Source organism: Pseudomonas sp. 22085 (assembly GCF_052045815.1).
Classification (GTDB): Bacteria; Pseudomonadota; Gammaproteobacteria; order Pseudomonadales; family Pseudomonadaceae; genus Aquipseudomonas; species Aquipseudomonas glycinae.
In genome coordinates, this window is the sequence record NZ_JBQEQA010000005.1 from 138,346 (window position 1) to 164,797 (window position 26,452).

General features: G+C 60.8%; 22 protein-coding genes. 17 read left to right on the plus strand and 5 right to left on the minus strand.

Translation table 11 applies throughout. The annotated features are described in order from the left end of the window. Positions 1-921 carry a LysR family transcriptional regulator gene (locus tag ACTJK7_RS07430; RefSeq protein WP_064382709.1) on the minus strand — a complete coding sequence of 307 codons (921 nt, stop codon included), beginning with the start codon at positions 919-921 and terminating at the stop codon, positions 1-3. Positions 922-1,101: 180 nt separating this feature from the next. Here ACTJK7_RS07430 and ACTJK7_RS07435 point away from each other — a divergent pair, with 180 nt between their 5' ends. Further along, entirely contained in the window at positions 1,102-2,010 is a 909-nt protein-coding gene (locus tag ACTJK7_RS07435) for a TauD/TfdA dioxygenase family protein (RefSeq protein WP_064382710.1), read from the plus strand. Between the two features lie 145 nt (positions 2,011-2,155). Here ACTJK7_RS07435 and ACTJK7_RS07440 read toward each other — a convergent pair whose 3' ends face one another. Continuing rightward, entirely contained in the window at positions 2,156-3,766 is a 1,611-nt protein-coding gene (locus tag ACTJK7_RS07440; protein ID WP_440780466.1) for an alkaline phosphatase family protein, read from the minus strand. Positions 3,767-3,994: 228 nt separating this feature from the next. Continuing rightward, positions 3,995-4,939 (minus strand): LysR family transcriptional regulator, encoded by a 945-nt coding sequence (locus tag ACTJK7_RS07445; RefSeq protein ID WP_108559051.1) that lies wholly within the window; start codon positions 4,937-4,939, stop codon positions 3,995-3,997. Between the two features lie 165 nt (positions 4,940-5,104). On the opposite strand from ACTJK7_RS07445, the gene ACTJK7_RS07450 reads away from it, so the two are divergent. From ACTJK7_RS07450 to ACTJK7_RS07505, 12 genes are all read left to right on the plus strand, one after another. Then, positions 5,105-7,465, plus strand: coding sequence for a TonB-dependent receptor (locus ACTJK7_RS07450; protein ID WP_440780467.1), 2,361 nt, complete (start codon positions 5,105-5,107; stop codon positions 7,463-7,465). A 23-nt stretch (positions 7,466-7,488) separates the two neighbouring features. Then, positions 7,489-8,832 carry an aryl-sulfate sulfotransferase gene (locus ACTJK7_RS07455; RefSeq protein WP_108559054.1) on the plus strand — a complete coding sequence of 448 codons (1,344 nt, stop codon included), beginning with the start codon at positions 7,489-7,491 and terminating at the stop codon, positions 8,830-8,832. A gap of 380 nt (positions 8,833-9,212) precedes the next feature. Beyond that, positions 9,213-10,025 (plus strand): energy transducer TonB, encoded by an 813-nt coding sequence (locus ACTJK7_RS07460; protein ID WP_041475106.1) that lies wholly within the window; start codon positions 9,213-9,215, stop codon positions 10,023-10,025. A gap of 45 nt (positions 10,026-10,070) precedes the next feature. Then, on the plus strand, positions 10,071-10,796 hold the full coding sequence (locus ACTJK7_RS07465; protein ID WP_007952775.1) for a MotA/TolQ/ExbB proton channel family protein: 726 nt from the start codon (positions 10,071-10,073) through the stop codon (positions 10,794-10,796). Position 10,797: 1 nt separating this feature from the next. Further along, on the plus strand, positions 10,798-11,199 hold the full coding sequence (locus ACTJK7_RS07470) for an ExbD/TolR family protein (protein ID WP_003220570.1): 402 nt from the start codon (positions 10,798-10,800) through the stop codon (positions 11,197-11,199). A 168-nt stretch (positions 11,200-11,367) separates the two neighbouring features. Further along, the gene (locus ACTJK7_RS07475; protein ID WP_007952774.1) at positions 11,368-11,949 is read left to right on the plus strand and encodes an alpha/beta hydrolase; all 582 of its coding nucleotides are present in this window, start codon (positions 11,368-11,370) and stop codon (positions 11,947-11,949) included. Positions 11,950-12,005: 56 nt separating this feature from the next. After that, positions 12,006-12,938 (plus strand): sigma 54-interacting transcriptional regulator, encoded by a 933-nt coding sequence (locus ACTJK7_RS07480; RefSeq protein ID WP_011331929.1) that lies wholly within the window; start codon positions 12,006-12,008, stop codon positions 12,936-12,938. Between the two features lie 164 nt (positions 12,939-13,102). Continuing rightward, positions 13,103-13,900: a MetQ/NlpA family ABC transporter substrate-binding protein gene (locus ACTJK7_RS07485; RefSeq protein WP_011331930.1), complete on the plus strand. Its 798-nt coding sequence runs from the start codon at positions 13,103-13,105 to the stop codon at positions 13,898-13,900. Between the two features lie 651 nt (positions 13,901-14,551). Beyond that, the gene (locus ACTJK7_RS07490; protein ID WP_007918712.1) at positions 14,552-15,217 is read left to right on the plus strand and encodes an amino acid ABC transporter permease; all 666 of its coding nucleotides are present in this window, start codon (positions 14,552-14,554) and stop codon (positions 15,215-15,217) included. After that, positions 15,198-15,857, plus strand: a complete 660-nt coding sequence (locus tag ACTJK7_RS07495; protein ID WP_041475107.1) for an amino acid ABC transporter permease — start codon at positions 15,198-15,200, stop codon at positions 15,855-15,857. Before ACTJK7_RS07490 ends, ACTJK7_RS07495 begins: the two co-directional genes overlap by 20 nt. Continuing rightward, a complete protein-coding gene (locus ACTJK7_RS07500; RefSeq protein ID WP_236195506.1) occupies positions 15,854-16,651 on the plus strand; it encodes an amino acid ABC transporter ATP-binding protein in 798 nt (265 codons plus the stop codon). The genes ACTJK7_RS07495 and ACTJK7_RS07500 overlap by 4 nt, the downstream gene beginning before the upstream one ends. Beyond that, the gene (locus ACTJK7_RS07505; protein WP_064382718.1) at positions 16,648-17,526 is read left to right on the plus strand and encodes a transporter substrate-binding domain-containing protein; all 879 of its coding nucleotides are present in this window, start codon (positions 16,648-16,650) and stop codon (positions 17,524-17,526) included. The genes ACTJK7_RS07500 and ACTJK7_RS07505 overlap by 4 nt, the downstream gene beginning before the upstream one ends. A gap of 144 nt (positions 17,527-17,670) precedes the next feature. Here ACTJK7_RS07505 and ACTJK7_RS07510 read toward each other — a convergent pair whose 3' ends face one another. Then, complete coding sequence (locus ACTJK7_RS07510; protein ID WP_108559060.1) at positions 17,671-18,831, minus strand: AAA family ATPase; 1,161 nt, start codon at positions 18,829-18,831, stop codon at positions 17,671-17,673. Between the two features lie 144 nt (positions 18,832-18,975). On the opposite strand from ACTJK7_RS07510, the gene ACTJK7_RS07515 reads away from it, so the two are divergent. Genes ACTJK7_RS07515 through ACTJK7_RS07525 form a run of 3 tightly spaced genes read left to right on the plus strand, consistent with a single transcriptional unit; the run spans position 18,976 to position 24,190 of the window. After that, positions 18,976-20,079: an efflux RND transporter periplasmic adaptor subunit gene (locus ACTJK7_RS07515; RefSeq protein WP_108559062.1), complete on the plus strand. Its 1,104-nt coding sequence runs from the start codon at positions 18,976-18,978 to the stop codon at positions 20,077-20,079. Then, the gene (locus tag ACTJK7_RS07520; protein ID WP_440780470.1) at positions 20,076-21,140 is read left to right on the plus strand and encodes an efflux RND transporter periplasmic adaptor subunit; all 1,065 of its coding nucleotides are present in this window, start codon (positions 20,076-20,078) and stop codon (positions 21,138-21,140) included. Before ACTJK7_RS07515 ends, ACTJK7_RS07520 begins: the two co-directional genes overlap by 4 nt. Next, positions 21,137-24,190 (plus strand): efflux RND transporter permease subunit, encoded by a 3,054-nt coding sequence (locus ACTJK7_RS07525; protein WP_108559065.1) that lies wholly within the window; start codon positions 21,137-21,139, stop codon positions 24,188-24,190. Before ACTJK7_RS07520 ends, ACTJK7_RS07525 begins: the two co-directional genes overlap by 4 nt. Before the next feature lie 26 nt (positions 24,191-24,216). Here ACTJK7_RS07525 and ACTJK7_RS07530 read toward each other — a convergent pair whose 3' ends face one another. Next, positions 24,217-24,846 (minus strand): class I SAM-dependent methyltransferase, encoded by a 630-nt coding sequence (locus ACTJK7_RS07530; protein WP_108559066.1) that lies wholly within the window; start codon positions 24,844-24,846, stop codon positions 24,217-24,219. Between the two features lie 182 nt (positions 24,847-25,028). Here ACTJK7_RS07530 and ACTJK7_RS07535 point away from each other — a divergent pair, with 182 nt between their 5' ends. Further along, positions 25,029-26,447: a hypothetical protein gene (locus ACTJK7_RS07535; RefSeq protein ID WP_440780471.1), complete on the plus strand. Its 1,419-nt coding sequence runs from the start codon at positions 25,029-25,031 to the stop codon at positions 26,445-26,447. Positions 26,448-26,452 lie beyond the last annotated feature (5 nt).

The following is a 26,452-nucleotide window of genomic DNA, read 5'->3' on the forward strand; positions in this document are numbered from 1 at the left end:
TCAAACCGCGACGCTGATCGCCTGTTTATCCACCGCCACCAGCGTCTCGATCATCGCCCGCGCCGCCGGTGACAGCCGGAATCCCGTGCGGCTCACAATCCCGCACCGCGCATTCATGCTCTCCAGGTTCTGCGGCAGATTGCGCCAGTGCAGCAGCGCCAGCGAGCCTTGCGCAATGTCCTCGACAAACGCCTCTTCAGTGCCGACGCCAATCGCGTTGGATTGCAGCACCACTTTCACCAGCGCGGGAAAATGCTCGGTCTCGATGGACGGTGAAAAGTCGATCCGGCCGCTGAGATTCGCCAGTAGTTTGCGAATGCCCGGCGGGATCAGCGTGGTCGCCAGCGGGTAGTCGAACATGTCGTTGGTCGACAGGCTTTCCTTGGCCAGCAGCGGATGCCCCGGCCGGCAGAAAAACACCCCGCGCTTGGGTGTCAGCGGCTGGGTCTGGAAGTTCGGGTCGGATTCGAAATGACGGATGTCGGCGATGAAGAATTCGATCTCCTCACGGCTCAGGGCACGGCTGAGTTTTTCCCAGTTATCCACCTGAAAACAGGTGCGCACTTTCGGGTGCGCATTGATGAATTGCGCCACCGCGTCCGGCACCAGTTTCACCGCTGGTGCCGGACCGCAACCGAAGTGCAGTTCGCCGGCATCGAGCTTGGTCATCTGTGTCACTTCGGCGCTGAGCAACGCCGCGCCCTGCACCAGGGTCAGGGCGTGTTGCAGCACCACCTGGCCTTCGGGTGTCGGGCGCAGATCCTTGTTGCCGCGATCCACCAGCACGCAGCCGAACTCCTGCTCCAGCCCCTGAATACTGCGGCTGAACGCCGGTTGAGTGATGCCCATGGCGTCGGCCGCGCGGACAAAACTGCGGTGTTCGTTGAGGGCGATGAAGTAGCGCAACTGGCGAAGATCCATATGCTTTTCCGGCATCCTAAAAATAGCTCGAAGGCATTTGCGACGAGGTTGCTTGAGGTTTTAAATGCAAGCTCTTATTCCGTCAACGAAGCATGTGAATATCTATTAGATGTAAATGGAATATAGATAGAGCGTTGTTTCGCTGCCGTCCAACCGCAAGCAGTCGATGAGGGTCTACCCATGAGCAATGCCGCACTCGCTGTAAAACCCGCTGTCCACGCACTGGACATTTATCCGGTGGCCGGCCGTATCGGCGCCGAAATCCGTGGCGTGCAGCTGTCCGGTGAGCTGGACGCCGCGACGGTTGAAGCCATTCAACAGGCGCTGATCCAGTACAAGGTGGTGTTCTTCCGCGAGCAGACCCAGCTCGACGATCAACGTCAGGAAGCCTTTGCGCACCTGCTCGGCGAGCCCGTGGCGCATCCGACCGTGCCGTCCCGCGAGGGCACCCGTTATCTGTTGGAACTGGACGGCGCCGAAGGGCAGCGCGCCAACTCGTGGCACACCGACGTGACCTTCGTCGATGCCTACCCGAAAGCCTCGATCCTGCGCTCCGTGGTGGCCCCGGCGTTCGGTGGCGACACGCTGTGGGCGAACACCGCGACCGCGTACAACGAACTGCCGACTGAATTGCGTGAGCTGGCAGACAAACTGGTGGCCGTGCACAGCAACGAATACGACTACGCCGCCGTGAAGCCGGACGTGTCGGCGGAGAAGCTTGAGCGCTATCGCAAGATCTTCACCTCTACCGTCTACGAAACCGAGCACCCGGTGGTCCGCGTGCACCCGATCAGCGGCGAAAAGAGCTTGCTGCTGGGGCATTTCGTCAAACGCATCAAGGGCTATTCCCAGGCCGATTCGGCGCACCTGTTCGGCTTGCTGCAAAGTCATGTGATCCGTCAGGAGAACGTCGTGCGCTGGCGCTGGAAGGCCGGTGACGTGGCGATCTGGGATAACCGCTCGACTCAGCATTATGCGATTGATGATTACGGCACTCAGGATCGTGTGGTGCGTCGGGTGACGCTCAAGGGTGAAGTGCCGGTCGGGGCGAATGGGCAGCGTAGCCAGACCATCAAAGGGCGCGAGTAAGAGCAGAAGATGATCGTTCCCACGCTCTGCGTGGGAATGCAGCCCGGGACGCTCCTCGTCCCAAAGCGGACGCAGAGCGTCCATTGAGGCATTCCCACGCGGAGCGTGGGAACGATCAGTGCCTCGGCGGGGGGAGCGATCACTGTCACCAAACCCCGATCTGCACCATCTTCTCGGTCTCCGGCTCCCCATAACGAAACCGCTGCCCGCGCAAATCAATCTCCTGATGACTGATGGTCGTGCGCCGCTTCAACCCGCGCACCCACTCGAACAGATACCCCGCATGCTCCTCGCGCACCGCCGCATACGCCGGGTCCGCGCCCAGATCCTGCAGCTCCTGCGGGTCATTCAGCAGATCGAAAAGCTGCGGCCGGAAGCCGTCGTACGCCAGGTATTTCCAGCGCTCGCTGCGCACCATGGTCATGCGGCAACGGTCGATCGGCTGGCCCAGTCGCTCCCGCGCCGGGGCCTGGAAGGCGTAGTCGTATTCGCTGATCGCATAGCGGCGCCAGTCAGGGTTTTCACCATGCAGCAGTGGAATCAACGAGCGACCTTCCAGGCGATGCTCCGCCCCCGTCACGCCCAGCGCTTCGAGAAAGGTCGGCACGCCGTCGATGGTTTCCGCCAGACGTTCGTCCACCGTGCCCCGGGTGATATCCGCCGCCGCACGCGGGTCGCGCACGATCAATGGCACGCCCACCGCCTGCTCCAGCAAAAACTCCTTCTCACCCAGCCAGTGATCGCCCAGAAAGTCGCCGTGATCGCTGGTGAACACGATCAGCGTGTCTTCCCAGCGTCCGTTGCTTTGCAGGAAATCGAACAGCCGCCCCAACTGATCATCGACCTGTTTGACCAGGCCCATGTACGTCGGGATAACGTTCATTCGTACCGGATCTTTGGAGAAATTCAGGCTTTCCTCATGCTGGCGAAAGGCCTGATAGACCGGGTGGTCGCTTGGAGAGGCATTACGTACCGGGTCGAGAATCGATTTCGTACTGTACAAAGTGTAGTACGGAGCCGGTACGATGTAGGGCCAGTGGGGTTTGATATAGGACAGGTGTAAAAACCACGGTTTTTCACCTTGCTCACCGATGAAGTCGATGGCCCGATTGGTAGTGTAGACAGTCTCTGAATGTTGCTCGGGAATTCGCGCGGGCAAATGGGCATTGCGCATTTTCCAGCCACTGAGGATTTCTCCGTTGTCGCCTTCGGCCGCGTTGGCCCAGTCATGCCAGGGGTTACGCCCTTCGAAACCCTGCTCGCGCAGGTAATGGGTGTAGGGCGCGGATTCGCGTTTGTCATCGAACAGCGGGTCGTCGGGGAAGATGCCGTCGTGGCGAAAGTAGGGTTCGAAGCCGACTTCGTTCAGTACCTCGGCCTGGGCACTTTCGGGGTTGATCGCCAACCGCTGCAAGGCATCCACGTTGGCCGTGGCGTGGGTCTTGCCGACCAGCGCGGTACGAATGCCGTGGGGGCGCAGGTAATCGCCGATGGTCAGTTCTTCCAGCGGCAGCGGCACGGCGTTCCACGCCACTTGATGGCTGCTGACATAGCGCCCGGTATAGGCCGACATCCGCGACGGCCCGCAGATCGTGCCCTGTGTGTAGGCGCGGCTGAAGCGCACGCCGGCGGCGGCCAGGCGGTCGATGTTCGGGGTGTGCAAGTGCGGGTGGCCGTAGCAGGACAGGTAATCGCGGCGAAGTTGATCGCACATGATGTACAGCACGTTGCGCACAGGGTTTTGCGGGTTGGACATGGGGTTCACCAGTCAGAAAGACAGGCGAGGTTTTTCGCTTTCGGCGAGGGTGTTCGGCAAGTGCATTCGGGGAATGCTTTATATGCAGCAAATGCATCGGCGCCTGTACTGACGTCATCGCTGGCAAGCCAGCTCCCACAAGTACCGGGTGAACGCATTATTTTTGCCAGGCGCAGGTCCTGTGGGAGCTGGCTTGTCGGGTCGCCGCATCGCAGCGATAGCTGTGCCTCAGACAGCCAGATTCTCAAGTGAACACACCTCCTCATCCACCGCATCAATCGCTTTGATCTGCTCGATCATCGCCTCGGCCAACGGTGACAAGCGATACCCGGCGCGGCTGACAATTCCGTAACGGGTATAAAGCTCCTCCAGATCATCCGCCAACCCTTCGATCTTCAAGCAGACCAACTCACCCCGGGCCTGATGCAGTGCATCCGAATAGGCGCCGACGATACCGATGGCATCCGAACGCAGCACCACGCCGAGCAGGCTTGCGCTGTTCTCGCACTCCACATTCGGGACGAAATCCGGGCGGCCACTGAGGTCGACGATGACCTTGCGCAGATTCGGCGGACGAATGCTCACGGCCAGCGGATAACTCATCAATTGCTCGGCCGTGACCCGATCCGATGCGGCCAGCGGATGCCCGGCGCGGCAGCAGAAATGCCATTTGCGCGGGCGCAAGCGGTGGGTCAGATAATCCGGATCTGCCTCGAAGTGCCGTGTATCGGCAACGAAGAATTCGAACTCCTCGCTCAGCAGTCTTTTGCTCAGGCTCTGCCAGTCATCGACCTGGTAGTGCACCCGCGCTTTCGGGTAGCGGCCGATGAAGCTGCCGATCGCTCGCGGGATCAATCCCGCTGCCGGCGCCGGTCCACAACCGAAGCGCAATTCCCCAGCCTCCAGCCCGTTGAACTGGCTGATCTCGTTGGCCATCTGCTGCGCACCGCTGACCAGTCGTCGCGCATGTTCAAGCAGCACCTGGCCCTGTTTGGTCGGCGGCAATTCCTTGCGCCCGCGATCCACTAACTGGCACCCGACGCTGTGCTCCAGCGCCTGAATGCTGCGGCTGAACGCCGACTGCGACAGGTTCACCGCCTGCGCGCCGGCGACGAAACTGCGTTGTTCGGCGAGGGCGATGAAGTGTCTGAGCTGGCGCAAGTCGATATGCATTTTTCACATAAAAAATATCCGGGAAATGCATTGGATATGCATTAGGTCGACTCCTTATAAAGGCAATCTCTTATGCAGTAAATCTTTGTAAAAACATAAATAAATAACTTAAAAGAATATGCGGCACGGAAGATGTCTGCGTGTTTTTTGACCAGGAGCAGTCCCATGAGTCCGTTGCACCTCGCTTCACCGCCGCCGCCACGACGGCTCAAACGTCTGCCTCTGGCCCTGTTGCTGGCGGGGAGTGCCAGCTGGACCCACGGCTACGCTGCGGAATCGGAAACCCCTGTGCCGGCACCGGCAGGCAAGACCGCGACCGCCACTTCGCAACTGGAAACCGTGACCGTCACCACCCGCCGTCGCGAAGAAAGCTCTCAGGACGTGCCGACGCCAATGAGCGTGGTGAGCGGCACGACTCTGGAGACGCAACGGGTCTACCGAATCCAGGATCTGCAGCAACTGGTGCCCAGCGTCAACGTCGCCTACATGCATGCGCGTCAGTCCAGCGTGTCGATCCGGGGCCTGGGCAACAACCCGGCCAGCGACGGTCTGGAAGGCAGCGTCGGGCTGTACATCGACAACGTTTATCTGGGTCGCCCGGGGATGGCGGTGTTCGACCTGATGGACATCGAGCAGCTGGAAGTCCTGCGCGGGCCGCAGGGGACGTTGTTCGGCAAGAACACCACCGCCGGGGTGATCAACATCAGCACCCGCGCGCCGAGTTTTACCCCGGAGCGCAGCATCGAGACGTCGGTCGGCGAGGACGGTTACTTCCAGACCAAGGGCACGCTTTCCGGGCCGCTCAACGATCAGTTGGCCGGACGCATCTCTGCCTATCGCACCCGCAGCGACGGCGACATCAAGAACGAATTCAACGGCCATGACCTGAACGGCGGTTCCCGCGACGGCTTCCGGGCGCAACTGCTGTTCAAGCCCAACGAGAATTTCAACCTGCGCTGGATCGGTGACTACAACGAAGAGGATTCCAGCGCCGGCACCCGTGTGCTGTACAACACCGGGCCGACCATCAATGGCGTCAATCTCTACTCGGCCCGCGCCGCCGCTGCCGGCGCGACGCTGGTCAACGGCTCGCACCGCAAGGTCAATCTGGACAACGACCAGCACGTCACCGTGCATCAGGGCGGCACCTCGGTGGAGGCCAACTGGACCCTGCCGAGCGACTTCACCCTGACCTCGGTCAGCTCCTACCGCTTCTGGAATTTCACCCCGCGCAACGACGATGGCCTCAATGTGCCGGCCACCTACAACGCCGGGGTGTCGGTGGAGGACAAACAGTATTCCCAGGAATTTCGCCTCGCGTCGCCCAAGGGCGAATTCTTCGATTACGTCCTCGGCGCCTACTATTTCGGATCGGACCTGGACAACAAATCCTTCGCCTATTACGGCCCCCAGGCAGACATCTGGAACGGCACGCCACGGGGTGCGCTGGCCAACGTCAACAGCGTCGGCCGTGGCCATATCAAGACCGACAGTTTCGCGTTGTTCGCCCAAGGCACCTGGCACCTGACCCCGCGTCTGGATTTCACCGCCGGGGTGCGTGGCACCTATGAAGAGAAAAACGCTTGGGTCAATCGCGACGCGCCGGTCGGTGGCGCCGCTGTCACGGGTGCCGCAGCCACCGCGCGACGCGGCCGCACCGGCGCCTACGATTCCGGCGACCTGAACCAGTACAGCTCCAGCCCGTCCGGATTGCTCAACCTCAGCTATCGCTTCACCGATGATCTGCTCGGCTACGCCACGTTGTCTCACGGCGAAAAATCCGGCGGGGTCAACCTCGTGGTCGGCTCGGCCCCGACCGCTGGCGCCGACTCGTTGCTGATCGGCACCGAGCGCGCCAACAACGCCGAACTCGGCTTCAAGAGCACGTTGTGGGATCGGCGTTTGCAGCTCAATGCCAACGTGTTCTGGACCCAGGTCAACGCTTACCAGACCAACGCCTACGACGACGTCAACCGGGTGCAATACCTGACCAACGCCGGTTCAGTGCGTTCACGTGGCGTGGAGTTCGAAAGCACCGTGATCCCGCTGCGTGGCTTGACGCTGAACTTCAACGGCTCCTACAACGACGTCAGCTATCTCTCCTACAAGGACGCGCCGTGCCCGCCGGAGGTCAGCCAGGCACCGGGTGCTCCAGCCTCTTGCGACCTCAGCGGTCATCAGGTGGTCGGCGCCTCGAAATGGATCGGCAACGCCAACGGCAAATACGAATGGAATCTGGATAACGGCCTGCAGCCTTACGTCACCGGCAGCTACGCGTTCCGCTCCAAAGCGGTGGGCACGGTCGAGGATTCCGACTACGGCCAGATCCCGAGTTACGCAGTGGTCAATCTCTCCACCGGCCTGCGCGGCGATTTCAACCAGGGTCAGTGGGACATCTCGCTGTGGCTGAAAAACGCCTTCGACAAAACCTACTACACGACCCTGTGGACCGGCGGCAACGGCGGTTATGAAGGCCTGCTCGGTACGCCGCGCACCCTCGGCGTCACCGGTCGCTACGACTTCTGATCGATCCTTCAAGGAGCTGCATCATGTTGCGCATCAAAACCGCTTTTCCGGTGTTGTTGTCCGGCGCAGTGCTCAGTGCCGGGGCGCTCGCCGCGCCCAGCGTCTACCCCACCGGCGTCACTCGTTACGACCCGGCCAAGGCCTTCAATCAATATGTGATCTTCAGCGGTGCCGACAAGCAGACGCACCTGATCGACATGAACGGCAACGAAGTGAAGAGCTGGCCGCAATCAGGTTTTCCCTCGGCGATCATCGACCCGCAACTGGTCGGTGGTGAGCGCGGCCATGTGTTGCTGCAACTGAGCGAAAAGGATCCGGGCAAGCTCGGTTCCGCCGGCAATGGCCTCGGCAATCAGAGCGTCGGCGAGCTGGACTGGAATGGCAAAGTCGTCTGGCAGTGGGGCGACAAGGCCCCCGGTGGCGCCGCGCAACAGCATCACGATCAGCGTCGCCTGAGCAACGGCAACACCGTGGTGCTGGCGAACAAGGTGCACCAGGTCAAAGGCTTCAAAGTGCCCGAGGTGATCGACGATGCGATCTACGAAGTCAGCCCCGCCGGCGAGGTGAAATGGCAGTGGCTGGCGTCGGATCACTTGAACGAATTCGGCTTCACCGCCGAGCAGTTGAAGCTGGTTCGTGCCAGTGAGAATCCGGATTACCTGCACATCAACAACCTCAGCCTGGTCGGGCCGAACAAGTGGTTCGATGCCGGCGACAAGCGCTTCAATCCGGACAACCTGCTGATCGATTCGCGCAACGCCAACTTCATCGCGATCATCGACAAGCACAGCGGCAAAGTGGTCTGGCGTCTGGGGCCGAATCTGCCGTTGGCCAGTCCGAAAACCGCGCAGAAAATTCCGCGCCCGGTGGACCAGTTCGTCGGCCAGCATGACGCGCACATCATCCCGGCCGGACTGCCTGGCGCGGGCAATCTGCTGGTGTTCGACAACCAGGGTTCGGCGGGGTACCCGAACGTCACGCTGGGGCTGATTTCCGGTTCTCGGGTGCTGGAGATCGACCCGGTGAAAAATGAAATCGTCTGGCAGTACAGCGCGGCCAATTCGAAGCAGCCGGGGTGGGCGTTCTACAGCTCATTCATCAGCAGCGCGCGGCGCTTGCCCAACGGCAACACGCTGATCGACGAAGGCATGAACGGGCGGTTTTTCCAGGTAACGGCCAGCGGCGAAAACGTGTGGGAATACGTCAGCCCTTATCTGGGCAAGGCACCGGGCAGTGACGCGATCAGCAACTGGGTCTATCGAGCCCTTCCTGTAAGTTATGACTGGGTGCCGGCGGGCACGCCGCGTTCGGAGACAGCAGTGATTGCGCCGGCCATCGGCGTGCAACAGACCAATGCCAGTCGTTAGTTATCAAGATTGTTCACCGTCGAAACCAGGACCGTTGAGCTTGTGAAGCAATAAGAAATTCAGTCATCGAAGGCCGATGCATTAAACATGCATCGGCCTTTTTTGTTTGCTTGTTTCCAAGATCCGATGCCTTGGATGAATACTTTTTATGCCAGGAAAGCATGTCGATTCTGGCGAATCGCTGAAAGCCTTGCAGGCCGTGGCTATGGCGGAAATGACCGTTTGACATATTCCGAAAGCGTCTATTCATAACATGAAAGATTACTTTCGGAGATAAGCCGCTGGCCCAATGATTGACCCATCGATCACGCCGTGGGGGATTCAACAAACGGCGAATCGGCTAAGCGAAAAAACGCAAAGAGACCGCAGGGAGTAAATCAATGGGCAATGTCCAGACCGCCGCCAGCGCACAGGAGGTGCTGTGGCGCCAGGCGCCGAGCGGCGAGTTGGTCGACCTCGGCCGGCCCCATCGCGTGCCGTTGGGCCAGCTGCGTTTGCAGCGCGCGCCCAAGGGCATTTTGAGCCGCCGCGAAACGATTCTGCTCGGCGTTCTGGCGCTGGTGGTGCATGGCGCGGTGATCTACTGGATCAACCAGCATCCGACGCCAGCGCTGCCGATCGTGCCGCCGGAAATTCCACCGATGACCATCGAGTTTTCGCGCCCGGCGCCACCGGCACCACCTGTGGTTGTACCGCCGCCACCGGCACCAGTGGTCGAGCCACCACCGCCGGTGGAAGACGAACTGGCCACCAAGCCACCACCGAAACCGAAGCCGATCCCCAAACCGAAACCGGTCGCCAAACCCGTACCGAAACCGGCGCCAAAAGCGGTCGAGCAACCACCGGCTCCGCCACAACCGGCCGCCCCGGTCGCCGCGCCAGCGCCACCTGCACCACCGGCACCTGCGCCGGTGACGCCGGCCTCGGCCAACGCGGCGTACCTGAAGAACCCGGCGCCGGAATATCCGTCGCTGGCCCAGCGTCGCGGTTGGGAAGGCACGGTGTTGCTGCGGGTACACGTGTTGGCCAGCGGCAAACCGGGCGAAATCCAGATTCAGAAAAGCAGTGGCCGGCAACAGCTCGACGACGCGGCGCTGGACGCCGTGAAGCGCTGGAGCTTCGTGCCGGCCAAGCAGGGTGATGTCGCCCAGGACGGCTGGGTCAGCGTACCCATCGATTTCAAGATTCACTAAACCGAAACCAAATTCGCGCGAAATGTTTACACGAGGGAACACATCATGACGTTACTGGCATCTCCACTGGAATCCATCGAAAGCGCGGTGATCTGGCTGCTGGTGGTCTTCTCTGTCGCCACCTGGGGCCTGGCATTGCTCAAGGCGCTGCAGTTCGGCCGGTTGAAGGCGCAGGACCGCAAATTTCACAAGCGCTTCTGGGCGGCGTCGAGTCTGGACTCCGCCGCCGAGTTGAGCGAAACCCAGCCCGGCGCCGCAGCGCGGGTGGCACAGGCCGGTTATGCGGCGATCCAAGTGGGCGAGGCGCCGCAGGCCAATGACCTGAGCCAGGCGATCAACCATCAGGATCGCCTCGAACGTGCTTTGCGTCAGCAGATCGTCCGCGAGCGCCGTTCGCTGGAAACCGGTCTGGCGGTGGTCGCGAGTATTGGCAGCACCTCGCCGTTCATTGGTCTGTTCGGCACGGTGTGGGGAATCATGGAAGCGTTGAAAGGCATCAGCGCGGCAGGTTCGGCGAGCCTGGAAACGGTCGCAGGACCGATCGGTGCAGCGCTGGTCGCCACCGGTGTGGGGATCGCGGTCGCGGTGCCGGCGGTGCTGGTTTACAACTACTTTTTGCGTCGTCTGAAACTGACGGCGGCGGACCTGGACGACTTTGCCCACGACTTCTACAGCCTGGCGCAAAAGAGCTCGTTCCGCGTGCTGATTCACCCGACCGCGCACAAGGCTGCGGCCCAGGGCAATGCAACAAAAGTGAAGGAGGCGTCCTGATATGGCCTTCTCCACGCAAGACAGCGACGAGGTGCTGAGCGAGATCAACGTGACGCCGCTGGTGGACGTGATGCTGGTGCTGCTGGTGGTGTTCATCGTCACCGCGCCGCTTTTGACCAACGCGATACCGATCAACCTGCCGAAGACCGAAGCGGTGGCGCCGGTCGAGCAGAAAGACCCGTTGGTGGTGAGCATCGACGGTGCGGGAAAACTGTTTATCAACAAGGACGAAATCCAGCCGGACCTGCTGGAGTTCAACCTCAAGTCGGCCAAGGCCAAGGACCCGGAAGTGCGCGTGCAATTGCAGGCCGACGACGGGGTGAATTACGGCGAAGTGGCGCGAGCCATGGCTTCGATTGAGCGGGCGGGCATCACCAAGCTGTCGGTGATCACTGCACGATAAGGGTTTCACGTTTTTCCGGGGCCGTCTCCTTGGCAGGGTGCGGCCCCTTTTTTGTCTGTTGTTTAATATGCATTTCAGGTATTAATAAATAGCTTCTTATTCCTTAACGAATATAAATCCCGTCCCTATACTCGTTCAGGAACAGACACGACGCAGGAGAGCTCCCCCATGCGCAACGAATCAATCCGTTATCTGATTGTGCCGGGCTGGCAAGGATCGCCAGAAGATCATTGGCAAACCCACTGGCAGAACAGCCTGCCCAACAGTGCGCGGGTGGAGCAGGCCGACTGGCTGACGCCGCGTCGTGAAGACTGGGTCGCGGCGCTGGCCGAGGCGATTGCCGCCGACAGCTCGCCGGTGATCCTCATCGCGCACAGCCTGGGCTGCATCACCGTGGCGCACTGGGCTGCCACCGCGCCGCTGCATCATTTGCGTCAAGTGCGCGGGGCGCTGCTGGTCGCACCGGCGGACGTCGAACGCCCGGCCTGCGTGCCGGCACTGCGCAATTTCGCACCGATCCCGACCGATCTGCTGCCGTTCCCGAGCCAGGTCGTCAGCTCCGACAACGACGCCGCCGTCAGTGCGCCGCGTGCGCTGGAACTGGCGCGCAACTGGGGCGCCGAGGCGGGGATTCTCGCCGGCGCCGGCCATATCAACGTGAAGTCCGGGCATCAACGCTGGGAGCAGGGATTCGCTTATCTGTATCGCCTGCAAAACCGCATGGAACACCACGCCCGGCGCCGTGCCTGACCACTTTTATTTGTTCAACGCCCCCGTCTCCCGGCGATTTGGGGCGGGAGTCTGCCATGAGTCTTGAAACCTTCGGTCAGCCGTTGCTGACCTTTCCCGATGCGGAAAAAAGTCCCCTGAGCATTCGCGCCAAGGCGCTGGTGTTCGTCGATCCACGCTCGCGCCAGTTGCGCGAGGAAATGGCCCAGCTCGCACCCCGCTCGATCTCGGTGTTGATTCGCGGCGAGACCGGCACCGGCAAGGAATTACTCGCTCGCCATATCCATCGCGCCAGTGATCGCAGCGGATTGTTTGTCTCGGTCAATTGCGGCGCGATCAGCCCGACCTACGCCGATGCGGAATTGTTCGGTTATGCCGCCGGCAGCTACAGCGGTTCGGCCAGCAGCCGCGCCGGTTGGTTCGGTTCAGCCAACGGCGGCACCTTGTACCTGGACGAGATCGGCGACCTGCCGTTGCCGATCCAGATCAAGTTGCTTTCCGCACTGGAAAACCACGAAGTCACCCGCGTCGGTGCGCATCAACCAAGCCCGGTGGACGTGCGCCTGGTAGCGGCGACCAGCATCGATCTGGCGCAAGCGGTGGCGGCGGGGAAATTCCACGAGCGGCTTTATCACTATCTCAGCGAAGGGCATCTGGAACTGCCGGCATTGCGCGCGCGGGTTGGCGACATTCTGTCGTTGGCCGAGTACTTCCTCGGCATCTACAGCCAGCGTCTGGATCTGCCGGTGCCGCTGATCAGCGAAGCGGCGCAGCAGGTGCTGGAACAACACAGCTGGCCGGGCAACACCCGGGAGCTGGAAAACGTCATACATTTTGCGTTGCTGGTGAGCACCGGCGACGAAATCCTGCCGGAGCACCTGAACCTGCCCGAGGTGTCTGGGCCGCAGGTTCAGATCGAGCGTCAGGTGGCGAGCGTCAGCCTCAACGGCACCGTCGACGAACGTAAGGCATTGAAAGAATGGCTGTTGAGCCTGAGCGAGGCGTTGTAACCATTTTGTTCAACATGAACAAAATGGAATATGAAGCTGAATAAACGTTATTGTCCGGGAATAAAAAATCCCGGTATTGTCCGCTTCACGCCAGCAGTAGCACATCGCTGGCACACGTATTAATGCCGTCGTCGATGACGACCGATTTTCGATAAGGACACTGCATGAAAAAGGTTCTGTTGTTTACCGCATTGGCGGCTGCTCTGACGGCTTCCCTGGCCCAGGCCGGCGAGAAACTGGTGGTGGCCGCGACGCCGGTCCCACACGCCGAAATCCTCGAGCTGATCAAGCCGACCCTCGCCAAAGAGGGCGTGGATCTGGAAATCAAGGTCTTCACCGACTACGTACAGCCGAACGTACAGGTGGGCGAGAAGCGTCTGGACGCCAACTACTTCCAGACCAAGCCTTACCTGGACAGCTTCAACGCCGGCAAATACAAGGATGACAAGGCCAAGTACCTGGTGACCGTGCAAGGCGTGCACGTTGAACCGTTCGGTGGCTACTCGAGCAAGTACAAGACCCTGGCTGAACTGCCGGACGGCGCCACCATCGCCATTCCGAACGAAGGCAGCAACAGCGGTCGCGCACTGATCCTGCTGCAGAAGGCTGGCCTGATCGAGCTGAAAGATCCGAAGAATGCCCTGGCCACGCCAAAAGACATTGCCAAGAACCCGCACAACTTCAAGTTCAAGGAACTGGAGTCGGCCCTGCTGCCGCGCGTTCTGAAAGAAGTCGATCTGGACATGATCAACACCAACTACGCGCTGGAAGCCAAGTTGAACCCGACCAAGGACGCTCTGGTGATCGAAGGTGCGGATTCGCCTTACGTGAACTTCCTGGTTGCCCGTGAAGACAACAAGAACAGCGACGCCATCAAGAAACTGGCCGCTGCCCTGACCAGCCCTGAAGTCAAAGCGTTCATCGAGAAGAAATACAATGGCGCGGTACTGCCGGCGTTCTGATCTGACGCAGCAACACAACCCCTTCAAGGTATGAAAACGCCGATGGCCAGTGATGGTCATCGGCGTTTTTGTGTGTGCCTCAAAAGCACCCCTCACCCTAACCCTCTCCCCGAGGGAGAGGGGACTGATTGGGGGATATTTCAGAAATGCACCGACCTGATCGTGTGTCACCGAATCCATAATCGATGAGGTTTTTCAGGTCGGTGTCTGCCGAAAGACAACTCGGTCGGCTCCCTCTCCCTCCGGGAGAGGGCTGGGGTGAGGGTGGCTCTTGATCTCAGGCAGCGCTGGTTTTCAACGCCCTGCGCAAGGCCACCAGCCATTTCACGAAATCCTGCGGGTCCGGTCGCTGCGGCACTTTTACGTCCATGTTCTCTTCCTTGTTATGGGTTCGGCCGTGGGAGTCTGGCCAAAAGCTGTTCGTCCTTGGAGGGCTTTTACGAAAAAAAGATCCGTCCTACAGCGAAAGGAAAAATAGCCTTCTTATTCTGTCGGGGCAAACCCGCAGGATAGTTTTTTGCGTGATATCAATATGCTTTAACGGTATTTAAATTCTTTTTCTTATACCTTTAAATTCGGTGCCTGCCGGACAGTTACCCGCTGTCCATGGACTGCACCACCGTCGCTTACCGAGCGGCGTCAGGATGTTTCATGACCTTCGATTACGCATTTATCCTCAGCACCCTGCCGGCGTTTCTCAAGGCCGTGGGCGTGACGCTGCAGGTCGGTTTGATCGCCATTGGCACCTCGCTGCTGGTGGCGTTGCTCAATGCGACGATTCTGGTGTTCCGCACGCCTTATCTGCAAAAACTGGTCGGGCTGTATGTGGAGCTGGCGCGCAACACGCCGCTGCTGATCCAGCTGTTCTTCGTCTACTTCGCGCTGCCGGCACTGGGGATCAAGGTTTCCGGTTTCACTGCGGCGATCATCACCATGACGTTTCTCGGCGGTGCCTACCTCACCGAAGTGCTGCGCGCCGGCGTCGATGCGGTGCCCCAGGCGCAGCTTGAGTCCGGTCGCTCCATCGGTTTGTCCCACGGCCAGTTGCTGCGCTACGTGATCCTGCCGCAGGCCGGGATTCTCAGCCTGCCGTCGCTGTTCGCCAATTTCATTTTCCTGCTCAAGGAGACCACCGTGGTCTCGGCCGTGGCGGTGCCGGAGATTCTCTACACCACCAAGAGCTACATCGCGCTCTACTACAAGACCTACGAAATGCTCGCCGTGCTGACGCTGATCTGCGTGCTGCTGTTCCTGCCGCTGTCGCTGCTGTTGAGCCGTCTGGAAAGGAGGCTCCAGCATGGCCAGTTCGGGTCTTGAACTGCTCTGGGTGTCATTGCCGCAACTGGCCAAAGGCGCCGGGCAAACCCTGTCGATCTCGTTCCTCAGTATCGCCATCAGCACCGTCGGCGGCGTGCTTTACGGTGTGCTGCGCACGCTCAACGTACGGTGGCTGAACGCGCTGCTGCGGATCTATCTGGAGCTGTTCCGGGCGATCCCGGTGCTGGTCTGGTTATACCTGCTGTTTTTCGGCCTGCCGATTTTCTTCGGCCTGAGCCTGCCGAGCTTCTGGTGCGCGGTGCTGGTGCTGTCGTTGTGGGGCGCCAGTGAGGTGGGCGAAGTGGCGCGCGGTGCGCTGCATTCGTTGCCGCGCGGGCAACGTGAGGCGGGATTGTCGATCGGCCTGAATGCGGCGCAACTCTACGGTTACGTGCTGCTGCCCCAGGCGCTGAAGCGCATGACGCCGCCGACCATCAACGTCTACACGCGGATCATCAAGACCAGTTCGCTGGCGGTGCTGATCGGCGTCGTCGATGTGATCAAGGTCGGCCAGCAGATCATCGAACGCACCTACGAATCGGTGCTGATCTACGGCGCGCTGTTCCTGTTTTTCTTTTTCATCTGCTACCCGCTGTCGGCCGCTTCGCGCGTGCTGGAGCGGCGCTGGACGCAAGCATGAGCGCATTGATCGAGTTTCAGGGTTTCAACAAATTCTTCGGTGAACAGCAGGTGCTCAAGGGCATCGACCTGCAGGTGAAGTCCGGCGAAGTCATCGTCGTCCTCGGCCCCAGCGGCTGCGGCAAAAGCACCCTGCTGCGTTGCCTGAACGGTCTGGAAACCGCCCACAGTGGCTCTCTGAAATTCGCCGGTCGCGAATTGCTGGACAAGGCCACCGACTGGCGCGAAGTGCGTCAGCAGATCGGCATGGTGTTCCAGAGCTATCACCTGTTTCCGCACATGAGCGTGCTCGACAATTTGCTGCTCGGCCCGCTCAAGGTGCAGAAGCGCGAACGCCGCGAAGCACAGCAACAAGCCGAAGCGTTGCTTGAGCGCGTGGGCCTGGCGGACAAGCGCGACGCTTTCCCGCGCCAGCTCTCCGGCGGCCAGCAGCAACGCATCGCCATCGTCCGCTCGCTGTGCATGAACCCGCGGGTCATGCTATTCGACGAAGTCACCGCCGCCCTTGACCCGGAGATGGTCAAGGAGGTGCTGGAAGTGATTCAGGGTCTGGCCCGCGAAGGCATGACCCTGTTGATCGTCACCCACGAGATGGCCTTCGCCCGCGCGGTGGCCGATCGCATCGTGTTCATGGATGCCGGGCGCATCCTTGAACAGAACCCGCCCGAGCTTTTCTTTACGAACCCGCAAACCGCACGCGCGCAGCAGTTCCTGGAGAAGTTCTCCTACGTCGAAGCGCTGACTTCAACGACTTCGCCCACAACGTCTCAAACCAAGGAACTGGAACTGCCATGAAAACTGCCAAAGCCTTATTCGCACTACCGCTGATCAGCCTTGCGTTGCTGGCCGGCTGCAACAAGACCGAAGAACCGGCCAAGCCGAAAGTCGCCAGCGAAAGCACCGCACCGGCCGGTTACCTGGACAAGATCAAGGCCCGCGACAAGCTGATCGTCGGCGTATTCACCGACAAGCCGCCGTTCGGTTTCGTCAACGAAGCAGGGCGCTACGTCGGCTTCGATACCGACATCGGCCGTCAATTCGCCAAGGATCTGCTGGGCGACGAAAACAAGGTCGAGTTCGTGGCCGTGGAACCGGCGAGTCGCATTCCGTTCCTGCAAAGCGACAAGGTCGACCTGATCCTCGCCAACATGACCGTGACCCCGGAGCGCAAGGAAGCGGTGGAATTCACCAACCCGAACCTCAAGGTCGCGGTGCAGGCGCTGGTGCCGCAGAGCAGTGATGTGAAAAAGCTCGATGATCTGGCAACCCGCACCACCATCGTCACCACTGGCACCACCGCCGATATCTGGCTGACCAAGAACCACCCGGACTGGAAACTGCTGAAGTTCGAGAAAAACTCCGAGTCCCTGCAAGCCCTGGCCAACGGCCGTGGCGATGCCTATGCGCAGGACAATCTGGTGCTGTTCAGCTGGGCCAAGCAAAACCCGGGCTACCGTGTGCTGGACGAAAAACTTGGCGCCGAAGCACCGATTGCGCCGGCGGTGAAGAAGGGCAATATCGAATTGCGCGATTGGGTGAATGCGGAATTGGCCAAGCTGGGGGAAGAGAAATATCTGCTCAAGCTGTATGACCAATACGTGCGTAAAGAGCTGAGCGATGACACCAAGCCTGAGAGCGTGATTGTCGAAGGCGGTAAGTGGCAGGGCTAACTCCCTGACAGATGATCGTTCCCACGCTCCGCGTGGGAATGCAGCCCGTGACGCTCCGCGTCACTGGACGCGGAGCGTCCCCAGAGGCATTCCCACGCAGAGCGTGGGAACGATCAGATACGGTGTGGAAGCGAGAGTGTGAGGTTAATCAGGCCAATTCCACGCCGGCTCATCCAGAACCCTCTGCCCGACGATTCCCGTCTGGCCGAGGGTTTTTTCCAGCACGATGCAATTGCATTCCGGGTCCTCCTGCAACGCCGAAATCAACCGCCGCGCATGGGACACCACCCACACCTGACACTGCTCCGACACCCGGATGATCAAGCGCGCCAGCGCCGGCAGCAGGTCTGGATGCAGGCTGGTTTCCGGTTCGTTCAGCACCATCAGCGATGGCGGGCGTGGCGTCAGCAGCGCCGCGACCAGCAGCAGATAGCGCAACGTGCCGTCCGACAATTCGGCCGCCGACAACGGCCGCAGCAACCCTTCCTGAAAGAACTCGATAGCGAAGCGTCCGCCCGCCAGCGGCGCAATGTTCAGCCGTGCACCGGGAAACGCATCACTGATCGCCGCCTGCAGCGCCTCGGGATCGCCGATCTCGCGGATGGTCTGCAACGCCGCCGCCAGATCGCGCCCGTCGTGATGCAGCACCGGCGTGCGCGTGCCCAGTTGCGGCTGGCGCACCGGGGCGTCGGCGTCGCTGCGAAAGTGATCGTAGAAGCGCCAGCGGCGGATGAACTCGCGCATCTGGAAAACCTCCGGCGAGGTGCGCAGGCTGCCGACCTGATCGAACAGGCTGTCGAAGTTCGGCGTGTATTGCGCCAGAACATCCCAACCACGACCTTCACGGGCACGGATCATCGGCCCGTCGCGATCCACCAGCAGGCTGGCGGGACGATAAAGCGGCCCGGCCCAGATGCATTCCTTTTTGATTTCCGGGTCGAGGGAAAAGTACGAGAGGCTCGGCTCAGGCAATCCCAGGGCGATCGAATAGCTGAAATCCTCCCCGGCAAAGCCCAGGCGCAGGCGTTTGACGCCTTGACGCACGGTGGACTGGATCGGCACTTCACCGTTGCGCATGCGCCGGCTGATGGTTTCCGGCCCGGCCCAGAACGTCGAGTCGAGCCCGCCCTCACGGGCCAGCGCATTGACCACGCCGCCCTGAGCGGTTTCCGCCAGCAGCCGCAGCGCCCGGTACAGGTTGGACTTGCCGCTGCCGTTGGGGCCAGTGATCAGGTTCAGACGGCCCAGCGGAATCACCAATTTATTGATCGAGCGGTAATTGGCCACCGCGAGGGTCTTGAGCATGAAAATCCTTCCTGGGTGCCCCGAAATCCGGATCAGGATACTCGCTGCACAGAAATGCATATATCGCCCGGACGAAGGTTGAACCCTGTTCTAAGCTCACAGTCGTATCGTCACTTGCACGTTCGTACACAGGAAGGAGTCTGCATGGCGAGTCCCGGATTGAAAACAGCGGTCATGCTGAGTCTGCTCGCTTTATTGAGCGCATGCGGCGAGAAAAAGGCCCCCGCCGAATACCTGCCCCGGGTCTTCGTGCAGGAGGTGAACCCCGCCAATTACGCCGCCGCCGTGACCCTCACCGGCGATGTGCAGGCACGGGTGCAGACCGAACTGTCGTTCCGGGTCGGCGGCAAGATCATCCAGCGTATGGTCGATGTCGGTGACCGCGTCTCGGCCAAACAAGTGCTGGCCAAGCTCGATCCGAAGGATTTGCAGACCAATGTCGATTCCGCCCAGGCTCAGGTAGTGGCCGAGCAGGCGCGGGTCAAACAGAGCGCCGCCGCGTTCGTCCGCCAGCAGAAGCTGTTGCCCAAGGGCTACACCAGCCAGAGCGAATACGATTCCGCGCAGGCTGCATTGCGCAGTAGCCAGAGTGCCTTGAGTGCAGCGCAGGCGCAGTTGGCCAACGCCAAGGATCAATTGAGCTATACCGCGCTGATCGCCGATGCGCCCGGCGTCATCACCGAACGTCAGGCCGAAGTCGGCCAGGTGGTTCAGGCCACGGCACCGATTTTCAGCCTGGCTCGGGACGGCGACCGCGACGCCGTGTTCAACGTCTACGAATCCCTGCTGGCCGAACGGCCGGCGGAGCGTTCGATTGTCGTCAGCCTGCTCGACAACCCCTCCATCAAGACCACCGGCACCGTGCGCGAAATAACCCCGGCGGTGTCCGCGCAGTCCGGCACTGTGCAGGTCAAGGTCAGCCTCGACAGCCTGCCGCCGGGAATGCAACTGGGCTCGGTGGTGAGCGCCACGGCCAAGGGTACCGGCAAATCGGCCGTTGAATTGCCGTGGTCGGCGCTGACCAAGAACGTCAGCGATCCGGCTGTGTGGATGGTCGACGACAAAGGTGAAGCGCAGTTGCACAACGTCACCGTCAGCCGCTACCTGATCGGCAAGGTCATCATCAGCGAGGGCCTCAAGGGCGGGGAAAAAGTCATTGTCGCGGGTGGGCAGTTGCTGCATCCGGGCATGAAGGTCGAAATTGCCGAAAACACCTATAAGGATCTGCAACCGGGAGCACAGCCATGAAGCGTCTGGGGCTGTTATCCATTGGCCTGTTGTTGGCCGCCTGTTCGAAAAGCGAGCCGCCGCCGGAGCCGGTACGGCCGGTGTTATCGGTCAAGGTCGAAGCGTTGAGCGAGGAAAACCTCGGGCGTTTCGCCGGCAGCATTCAGGCACGCTATGAAAGCAACACCGGTTTTCGTGTCGGCGGGCGCATTGCCAGCCGCAACGTCGATGTCGGTACCGAGGTGCAGAAGGGCACGCTGCTCGCTACGCTCGATCCGACCGATCAGCAGAACCAGCTGCGTTCGGCCCAGGGCGATCTGGCGAGGGTTCAGGCACAACTGATCAACGCCCAGGCCAACGCCCGCCGTCAGCAAGCGCTGTTCGACCGGGGCGTGGGTGCGCAGGCGCAACTGGACATTGCCATGACGGACCTGAAAACCACCCAGGCCTCGCTGGATCAGGCTCGCGCGGCGGTCAATCAAAGCAAGGACCAACTCGATTACACCCAGCTACGCTCCGACCACAAGGCGGTGGTCACCGCGTGGAACGCCGAGGCCGGGCAAGTGGTGACGGCGGGCCAGCAAGTGGTGACTTTGGCGCAACCGGACATCAAGGAAGCGGTGATCGATCTGCCGGACACCCTGGTCGATGAGATCCCGTCCGACGTGGTGTTTCTGGTGGCCGGGCAGCTCGACCCGAGCATCAACACCACGGCCACCCTGCGCGAGATCGAACCCCAGGCCCAGAGTGCCACGCGCACCCGCCGCGCACGGTTGACCCTGGCCAATACGCCTGACGGCTTCCGCCTCGGCACGGCGATCAGCGTCACCCTCAGCTCGGCGATCAAGCCACGTATCGAATTGCCAGCTACGGCGTTGCAGGAGGTCGATGGCAAACAGCGGATCTGGGTCATCGACACCCAAAGCAAAACCGTCAACCCGCGCGACGTCAGCGTGATCAGCCGCACCGACAGCAGCGTTGTACTTGCGGGTGGCGTGAAGAACGGCGAGCGCGTGGTCAGCGCCGGCGTCAACAGTCTCAAACCCGGACAATCCGTGAAACTTGACGAGGACAGTCAATGAAAGGCTCTTTCAATCTCTCCGAATGGGCCCTCAAGCATCAGTCTTTCGTCTGGTATCTGATGTTCGTCGCGTTGCTCATGGGGGTGTTCTCCTACTTCAATCTGGGGCGCGAGGAAGACCCGTCGTTCACCATCAAGACCATGGTGATCCAGACCAAATGGCCGGGCGCGACCCAGGAGGAAACCCTCAAGCAGGTCACCGATCGCATCGAGAAAAAACTCGAAGAACTCGATTCCCTCGACTACGTGAAAAGCTACACGCGCCCCGGCGAATCGACGGTGTACGTGTACCTGCGCGACACCACCAGCGCCAAGGACATTCCGGAAATCTGGTACCAGGTGCGCAAGAAGATCGACGACATTCGCGGGCAGTTTCCTCAAGGGATTCAGGGGCCGGGATTCAACGACGAATTCGGTGACGTGTTCGGCTCGGTGTACGCCTTTACCGCCGACGGCCTGACCATGCGCCAGTTGCGCGATTACGTGGAACAGGCGCGGGCCGAGATCCGCAATGTGCCGGGGCTGGGCAAGATCGAAATGATCGGCCAGCAGGACGAAGTGATTTACCTGAACTTCTCGACCCGCAAACTGGCGGCGCTGGGCATCGATCAGCGCCAGGTGGTGCAGAGCCTGCAATCGCAGAACGCCGTGACTCCGGCCGGTGTCATCGAGGCGGGGCCCGAGCGGATTTCCGTGCGGACTTCGGGGCAGTTCGCTTCGGAGAAAGACCTGGCCGAGGTCAATCTCAAGCTCAACGACCGCTTCTATCGTCTGGCGGATATCGCCGACATCACTCGTGGTTACACTGATCCGGCGACGCCGGAATTCCGTTTCGACGGCAAGCCGGCGATCGGGCTGGCGATTGCCATGCAGAAGGGCGGCAACGTTCAGGAATTCGGCAAGGCCCTGCACAAACGCATCGATGAACTGACCGCGGATCTGCCGGTTGGCGTGGGTGTGCACACGGTGTCCGATCAGGCCGTGGTGGTGGAGGAAGCCGTCGGCGGCTTCACCAGTGCCTTGTTCGAAGCGGTGGTGATCGTGCTGGTGGTCAGCTTCATCAGCCTCGGCGTGCGCGCCGGGCTGGTGGTGGCGTGCTCGATCCCGCTGGTGCTGGCGATGGTGTTCGTGTTCATGGAATACAGCGGCATCACCATGCAGCGGATTTCCCTCGGCGCTCTGATCATTGCCCTCGGCCTGTTGGTGGACGATGCGATGATCACTGTGGAAATGATGGTCACGCGCCTGGAAATGGGCGAGAGCAAGGAGGAGGCCGCGACGTTCGCCTACACCTCGACCGCGTTCCCGATGCTCACCGGTACGCTGGTGACGGTCGCCGGTTTCGTCCCCATCGGTCTCAACGCCAGTTCTGCAGGCGAGTACACCTACACGCTGTTCGCGGTGATTGCCGTAGCGATGATCGTCTCGTGGATTGTGGCGGTTTTTTTCGCCCCGGTGATCGGCGTACATATTCTGAGCACCAACGTGAAATCCCATGAGGCCGAACCGGGGCGCGTTGGTCGGGCGTTCAATGGCGGTTTGCTGTGGTGCATGCGCAATCGCTGGTGGGCCATCGGCATCACCGTCCTGTTGTTTGTGCTGGCAGTGTTCTGCATGCGGTTTGTGCAGAATCAGTTTTTCCCGTCTTCGGATCGACCCGAAATTCTGGTCGACCTCAACCTGCCGCAAAACGCCTCGATCGACGAAACCCGCAAGGCCGTCGACAAACTCGAGGCCACGCTCAAGGGCGATGCGGACATCGTGCGCTGGAGCACCTACATCGGTCAGGGTGCGATCCGTTTTTACCTGCCACTCGACCAACAATTGCAGAACCCGTACTACGCGCAACTGGTGATCGTCAGCAAAGACTTCGAAGCCCGCGAGGCCCTGAGTCAGCGCCTGCGCGAACGGCTGCACAAGGACTTCGTCGGCATCGGCAGTTACGTGCAGGCGCTGGAAATGGGCCCGCCGGTGGGGCGCCCGATCCAGTACCGGATCAGCGGCAAGGACATCGACCAGGTGCGCAAGCATGCCATCGACCTGGCGACTGAACTGGACAAGAACTCGCACATCGGCGAGATCATTTACGACTGGAACGAGCCGGGCAAAGTCCTGCGCATCGACATCGCCCAGGACAAGGCGCGCCAGCTCGGGCTGTCGTCCGAAGACGTGGCGAACCTGATGAACAGCATCGTCAGCGGGGCGCCGCTGACCCAGGTCAACGACGACATCTACCTGATCAACGTGGTCGGTCGTGCGGTGAGTTCGGAACGCGGTACGCCGGAAACCTTGCAGAACCTGCAGATCGTTACGCCCAACGGCACGTCGATTCCACTGCTGGCCTTCGCCACGGTTCGTTATGAGCTGGAGCAGCCGCTGGTATGGCGTCGTGACCGCTTGCCGACCATCACCATCAAGGCGTCGGTGCGTGACGAGATTCAACCGACCGATCTGGTGAAACTGTTGAAGCCGTCCATCGACGCGTTCGCCGAAAAACTGCCCGTTGGCTACAAGGTCGCCACTGGCGGTACGGTCGAAGAGAGCGGCAAGGCCCAAGGGCCGATTGCCAAGGTATTGCCGCTGATGCTGTTCCTGATGGCGACGTTCCTGATGATCCAGCTGCACAGCGTGCAGAAGCTGTTCCTGGTGGCCAGTGTTGCGCCGCTGGGGCTGATCGGCGTGGTGCTGGCGCTGGTGCCGACCGGTACGCCGATGGGCTTCGTGGCAATCCTCGGGATCCTGGCGCTGATCGGCATCATCATCCGCAACTCGGTGATCCTTGTGACCCAGATCGACGAGTTCGAACGCAAAGGTTACGCGCCTTGGGATGCCGTGGTGGAAGCCACCGAACACCGACGTCGCCCGATCCTGCTGACGGCCGCGGCGGCGAGCATGGGCATGATTCCGATCGCCCGGGAAGTGTTCTGGGGGCCGATGGCTTACGCGATGATCGGCGGGATCGTGATCGCGACTCTGCTGACGCTGCTGTTTCTGCCGGCGCTGTACGTGGCCTGGTACAAGATTCGCGAGCCGAAGAAAGAGGCGCAGTAAGGCGAGCGCCTTGCGTTCATCGCCAACTACACGGCTTTGCGCCAGACACTCGCCAGCCAGGGCTGCTGCTCACGCGGCAGCCCCGCCGGCCGGTAATAATGCTCAAGTTCCACGAACCCGGCAGCGGTCAACAATCCGCGCCAGGCCTCCAGATCGTGATACGAGCCATAACGCGGCCCGTTCCAGCCCTCACGGTTATCCCCACGCGGATTGGAACTGAACAGCACGCCGCCCGGTTTCAATGTCCCGTGCAGTTGCTTCAAGACCCGAGGCAATTCCTGCAACGGCACATGAAACAGCACTGCGTTGGCGAAGATCCCGTCGAAGCGTTCGTCCGGCAGATCCAGCTTCAGAAAGTCCTGACACCACACCTCGCAACCACTGTCCTCGCGAGCCATCTGCGCGAATTTTTCCGCACCGTCGAGGCCGACGGCGACGTGTCCCATCCGGGTCAATGTCTGTAAGTCCCGCCCCGGCCCGCAGCCGAAATCGAGGATGGAAAACGGCGCCGTACCCTGGATGTGCCGCAACAGGGCGTCGATGTTCTGGCTGACATCGTGATCGCGGGTGCCTTCACGAAAATCTTCGGCCACCGCGTTGTAGTGGCCGAGGGTGGTCGAAGTGATCTGCTCAAGATCGGTGGGGGTCTGTTTCATGGTCGGACTGCGGTGGCATTCGGGTTTGGTGAATATACGCCATACAGGTTCAGGCGGGTGCGCAGGCAATAACCCTGTACCGCACTGAGCAATCGCGAAACGGATGAAATAACGCCTGTGCGACAGATGATTGTCGCGATGCCGCCCTGTCTCGGGCGACCTCTTCAGAAACAGGATTTCCTATGGTCATCGGTCGCAAGCCCCACGTCACGCCATCACCTGCCCGTTTTGCACCGGATGCCACGCGGCCCCGTACAAGGCCTGGCGATACCCTTTCCATCGAGGCCCCGGCAATCAAGGTTGCGCGAACCTCTCCAGCGCTGGAAAAAGATCCGGCGATGCCGGTTTCTGCTGACGCCGCGGTCACGATTACCGGGATGCCCCTGGCGGAAAATACTTCTATCCGGTCCGTAGTGATTTCGCTTGAAAAGTATCACCTCAGACTGCCGCGTGGCCTCCCGGCTGCCGATACCCAGGGCATCAGGCGTTTCAAGGGCCGCGAGTTTGTCGATATCGCTGCGGGTGAAATCGTGCAGGTCCGGCAGGACGTCGTAACAGGTGAATACCGTGCGACGCTCCCGTCGGAACAGTCCGCCTCGGGGCCGAGACTTGTTCTTGATCAGCGGACGAAGCTCTGGAAAACCGAACAACTGTCGATTCTGGCTGACATCGGCAACGCCATGAGCGCCCGATCCGATTCCGAGCTTATCGGCCTCAAGCCTTCAATCGGCAGGGATGCAACAGCTGCGCAGGGCCGACTGTATGAAGGCCGGGATGACCGGTTCGAGCGTCAAACCTCTCTCACCGTGACGATCGTTGCCCGTGGACTGAGTCAGTTTGAACCCCGGCACGCAGCCGCCCTGCGAACCGAGTTGCACGCCACGCACCAGATATTTTCCGATGCTCGCAATGGGCTCGCGGCGAACTACGCCGAGGTCGCAGATATTTTTAAGGGATTTTTCGGCAGGCAGCATGCGCTGATCAAGGCGAAGTTCGCCGATTGCCTGTCGCGAGGCGAGGCGCTGTCAAAGGAGTATCAGGGGCCATGGGGGATGGAAAAGTTCGTGGGTGTGGCGTTTGACCAGGATCGCCGGGCGTGGATGTACCAGTTCGATTTTCATGGCCGTTTATTCATCAGTCTCAATCACCTGCAGACCGGGGATTTTGCCGCCGTTCTGGGTCATGAAATGCTGCACACGAACAGGGTCAACCGGTTCAAGAGCGTTGGGCCAGGCGCGCTGGATTTCTTTTATCTGGACGCGCGCATGGGAAATGCCCTAAGTCGTCCGGTGCCGGTTTACGACATGGCCGAGCGCGGTGTTTCGGAAGTCATCATGCAGGGCGGCATGACGGTGGCATACCTGGATGGGTTCACGAGCGACCACAGCCGTTTCACCGCCGGAGTCAGAGAGGCTCTGGGACTGGCAGAGAAGCTGGATGTCCAGACGGCTGTCGACCTGTTCAATGCCCACTCGACCGTTCGGACATCGCTAGCCTCAAGCAATGCCGACAGCATTATCTACGCCGCCACGAGTCTGCAGGCTCTGCATCTGGCCAGAATCGCAGACAGCCAGCTGCTTGAAAGCCTGTTGAACCGTTGACGATC

What these genes read in the sequence shown, in the direction of transcription:
- ACTJK7_RS07430 (WP_064382709.1), bottom strand. Translation starts at nt 921, where the DNA reads ATGGATCTTCGCCAGTTGCGCTACTTCATCGCCCTCAACGAACACCGC.
- ACTJK7_RS07435 (WP_064382710.1), top strand. Translation starts at nt 1,102, where the DNA reads ATGAGCAATGCCGCACTCGCTGTAAAACCCGCTGTCCACGCACTGGAC.
- ACTJK7_RS07440 (WP_440780466.1), bottom strand. Translation starts at nt 3,766, where the DNA reads ATGTCCAACCCGCAAAACCCTGTGCGCAACGTGCTGTACATCATGTGC.
- ACTJK7_RS07445 (WP_108559051.1), bottom strand. Translation starts at nt 4,939, where the DNA reads ATGCATATCGACTTGCGCCAGCTCAGACACTTCATCGCCCTCGCCGAA.
- ACTJK7_RS07450 (WP_440780467.1), top strand. Translation starts at nt 5,105, where the DNA reads ATGAGTCCGTTGCACCTCGCTTCACCGCCGCCGCCACGACGGCTCAAA.
- ACTJK7_RS07455 (WP_108559054.1), top strand. Translation starts at nt 7,489, where the DNA reads ATGTTGCGCATCAAAACCGCTTTTCCGGTGTTGTTGTCCGGCGCAGTG.
- ACTJK7_RS07460 (WP_041475106.1), top strand. Translation starts at nt 9,213, where the DNA reads ATGGGCAATGTCCAGACCGCCGCCAGCGCACAGGAGGTGCTGTGGCGC.
- ACTJK7_RS07465 (WP_007952775.1), top strand. Translation starts at nt 10,071, where the DNA reads ATGACGTTACTGGCATCTCCACTGGAATCCATCGAAAGCGCGGTGATC.
- ACTJK7_RS07470 (WP_003220570.1), top strand. Translation starts at nt 10,798, where the DNA reads ATGGCCTTCTCCACGCAAGACAGCGACGAGGTGCTGAGCGAGATCAAC.
- ACTJK7_RS07475 (WP_007952774.1), top strand. Translation starts at nt 11,368, where the DNA reads ATGCGCAACGAATCAATCCGTTATCTGATTGTGCCGGGCTGGCAAGGA.
- ACTJK7_RS07480 (WP_011331929.1), top strand. Translation starts at nt 12,006, where the DNA reads ATGAGTCTTGAAACCTTCGGTCAGCCGTTGCTGACCTTTCCCGATGCG.
- ACTJK7_RS07485 (WP_011331930.1), top strand. Translation starts at nt 13,103, where the DNA reads ATGAAAAAGGTTCTGTTGTTTACCGCATTGGCGGCTGCTCTGACGGCT.
- ACTJK7_RS07490 (WP_007918712.1), top strand. Translation starts at nt 14,552, where the DNA reads ATGACCTTCGATTACGCATTTATCCTCAGCACCCTGCCGGCGTTTCTC.
- ACTJK7_RS07495 (WP_041475107.1), top strand. Translation starts at nt 15,198, where the DNA reads ATGGCCAGTTCGGGTCTTGAACTGCTCTGGGTGTCATTGCCGCAACTG.
- ACTJK7_RS07500 (WP_236195506.1), top strand. Translation starts at nt 15,854, where the DNA reads ATGAGCGCATTGATCGAGTTTCAGGGTTTCAACAAATTCTTCGGTGAA.
- ACTJK7_RS07505 (WP_064382718.1), top strand. Translation starts at nt 16,648, where the DNA reads ATGAAAACTGCCAAAGCCTTATTCGCACTACCGCTGATCAGCCTTGCG.
- ACTJK7_RS07510 (WP_108559060.1), bottom strand. Translation starts at nt 18,831, where the DNA reads ATGCTCAAGACCCTCGCGGTGGCCAATTACCGCTCGATCAATAAATTG.
- ACTJK7_RS07515 (WP_108559062.1), top strand. Translation starts at nt 18,976, where the DNA reads ATGGCGAGTCCCGGATTGAAAACAGCGGTCATGCTGAGTCTGCTCGCT.
- ACTJK7_RS07520 (WP_440780470.1), top strand. Translation starts at nt 20,076, where the DNA reads ATGAAGCGTCTGGGGCTGTTATCCATTGGCCTGTTGTTGGCCGCCTGT.
- ACTJK7_RS07525 (WP_108559065.1), top strand. Translation starts at nt 21,137, where the DNA reads ATGAAAGGCTCTTTCAATCTCTCCGAATGGGCCCTCAAGCATCAGTCT.
- ACTJK7_RS07530 (WP_108559066.1), bottom strand. Translation starts at nt 24,846, where the DNA reads ATGAAACAGACCCCCACCGATCTTGAGCAGATCACTTCGACCACCCTC.
- ACTJK7_RS07535 (WP_440780471.1), top strand. Translation starts at nt 25,029, where the DNA reads ATGGTCATCGGTCGCAAGCCCCACGTCACGCCATCACCTGCCCGTTTT.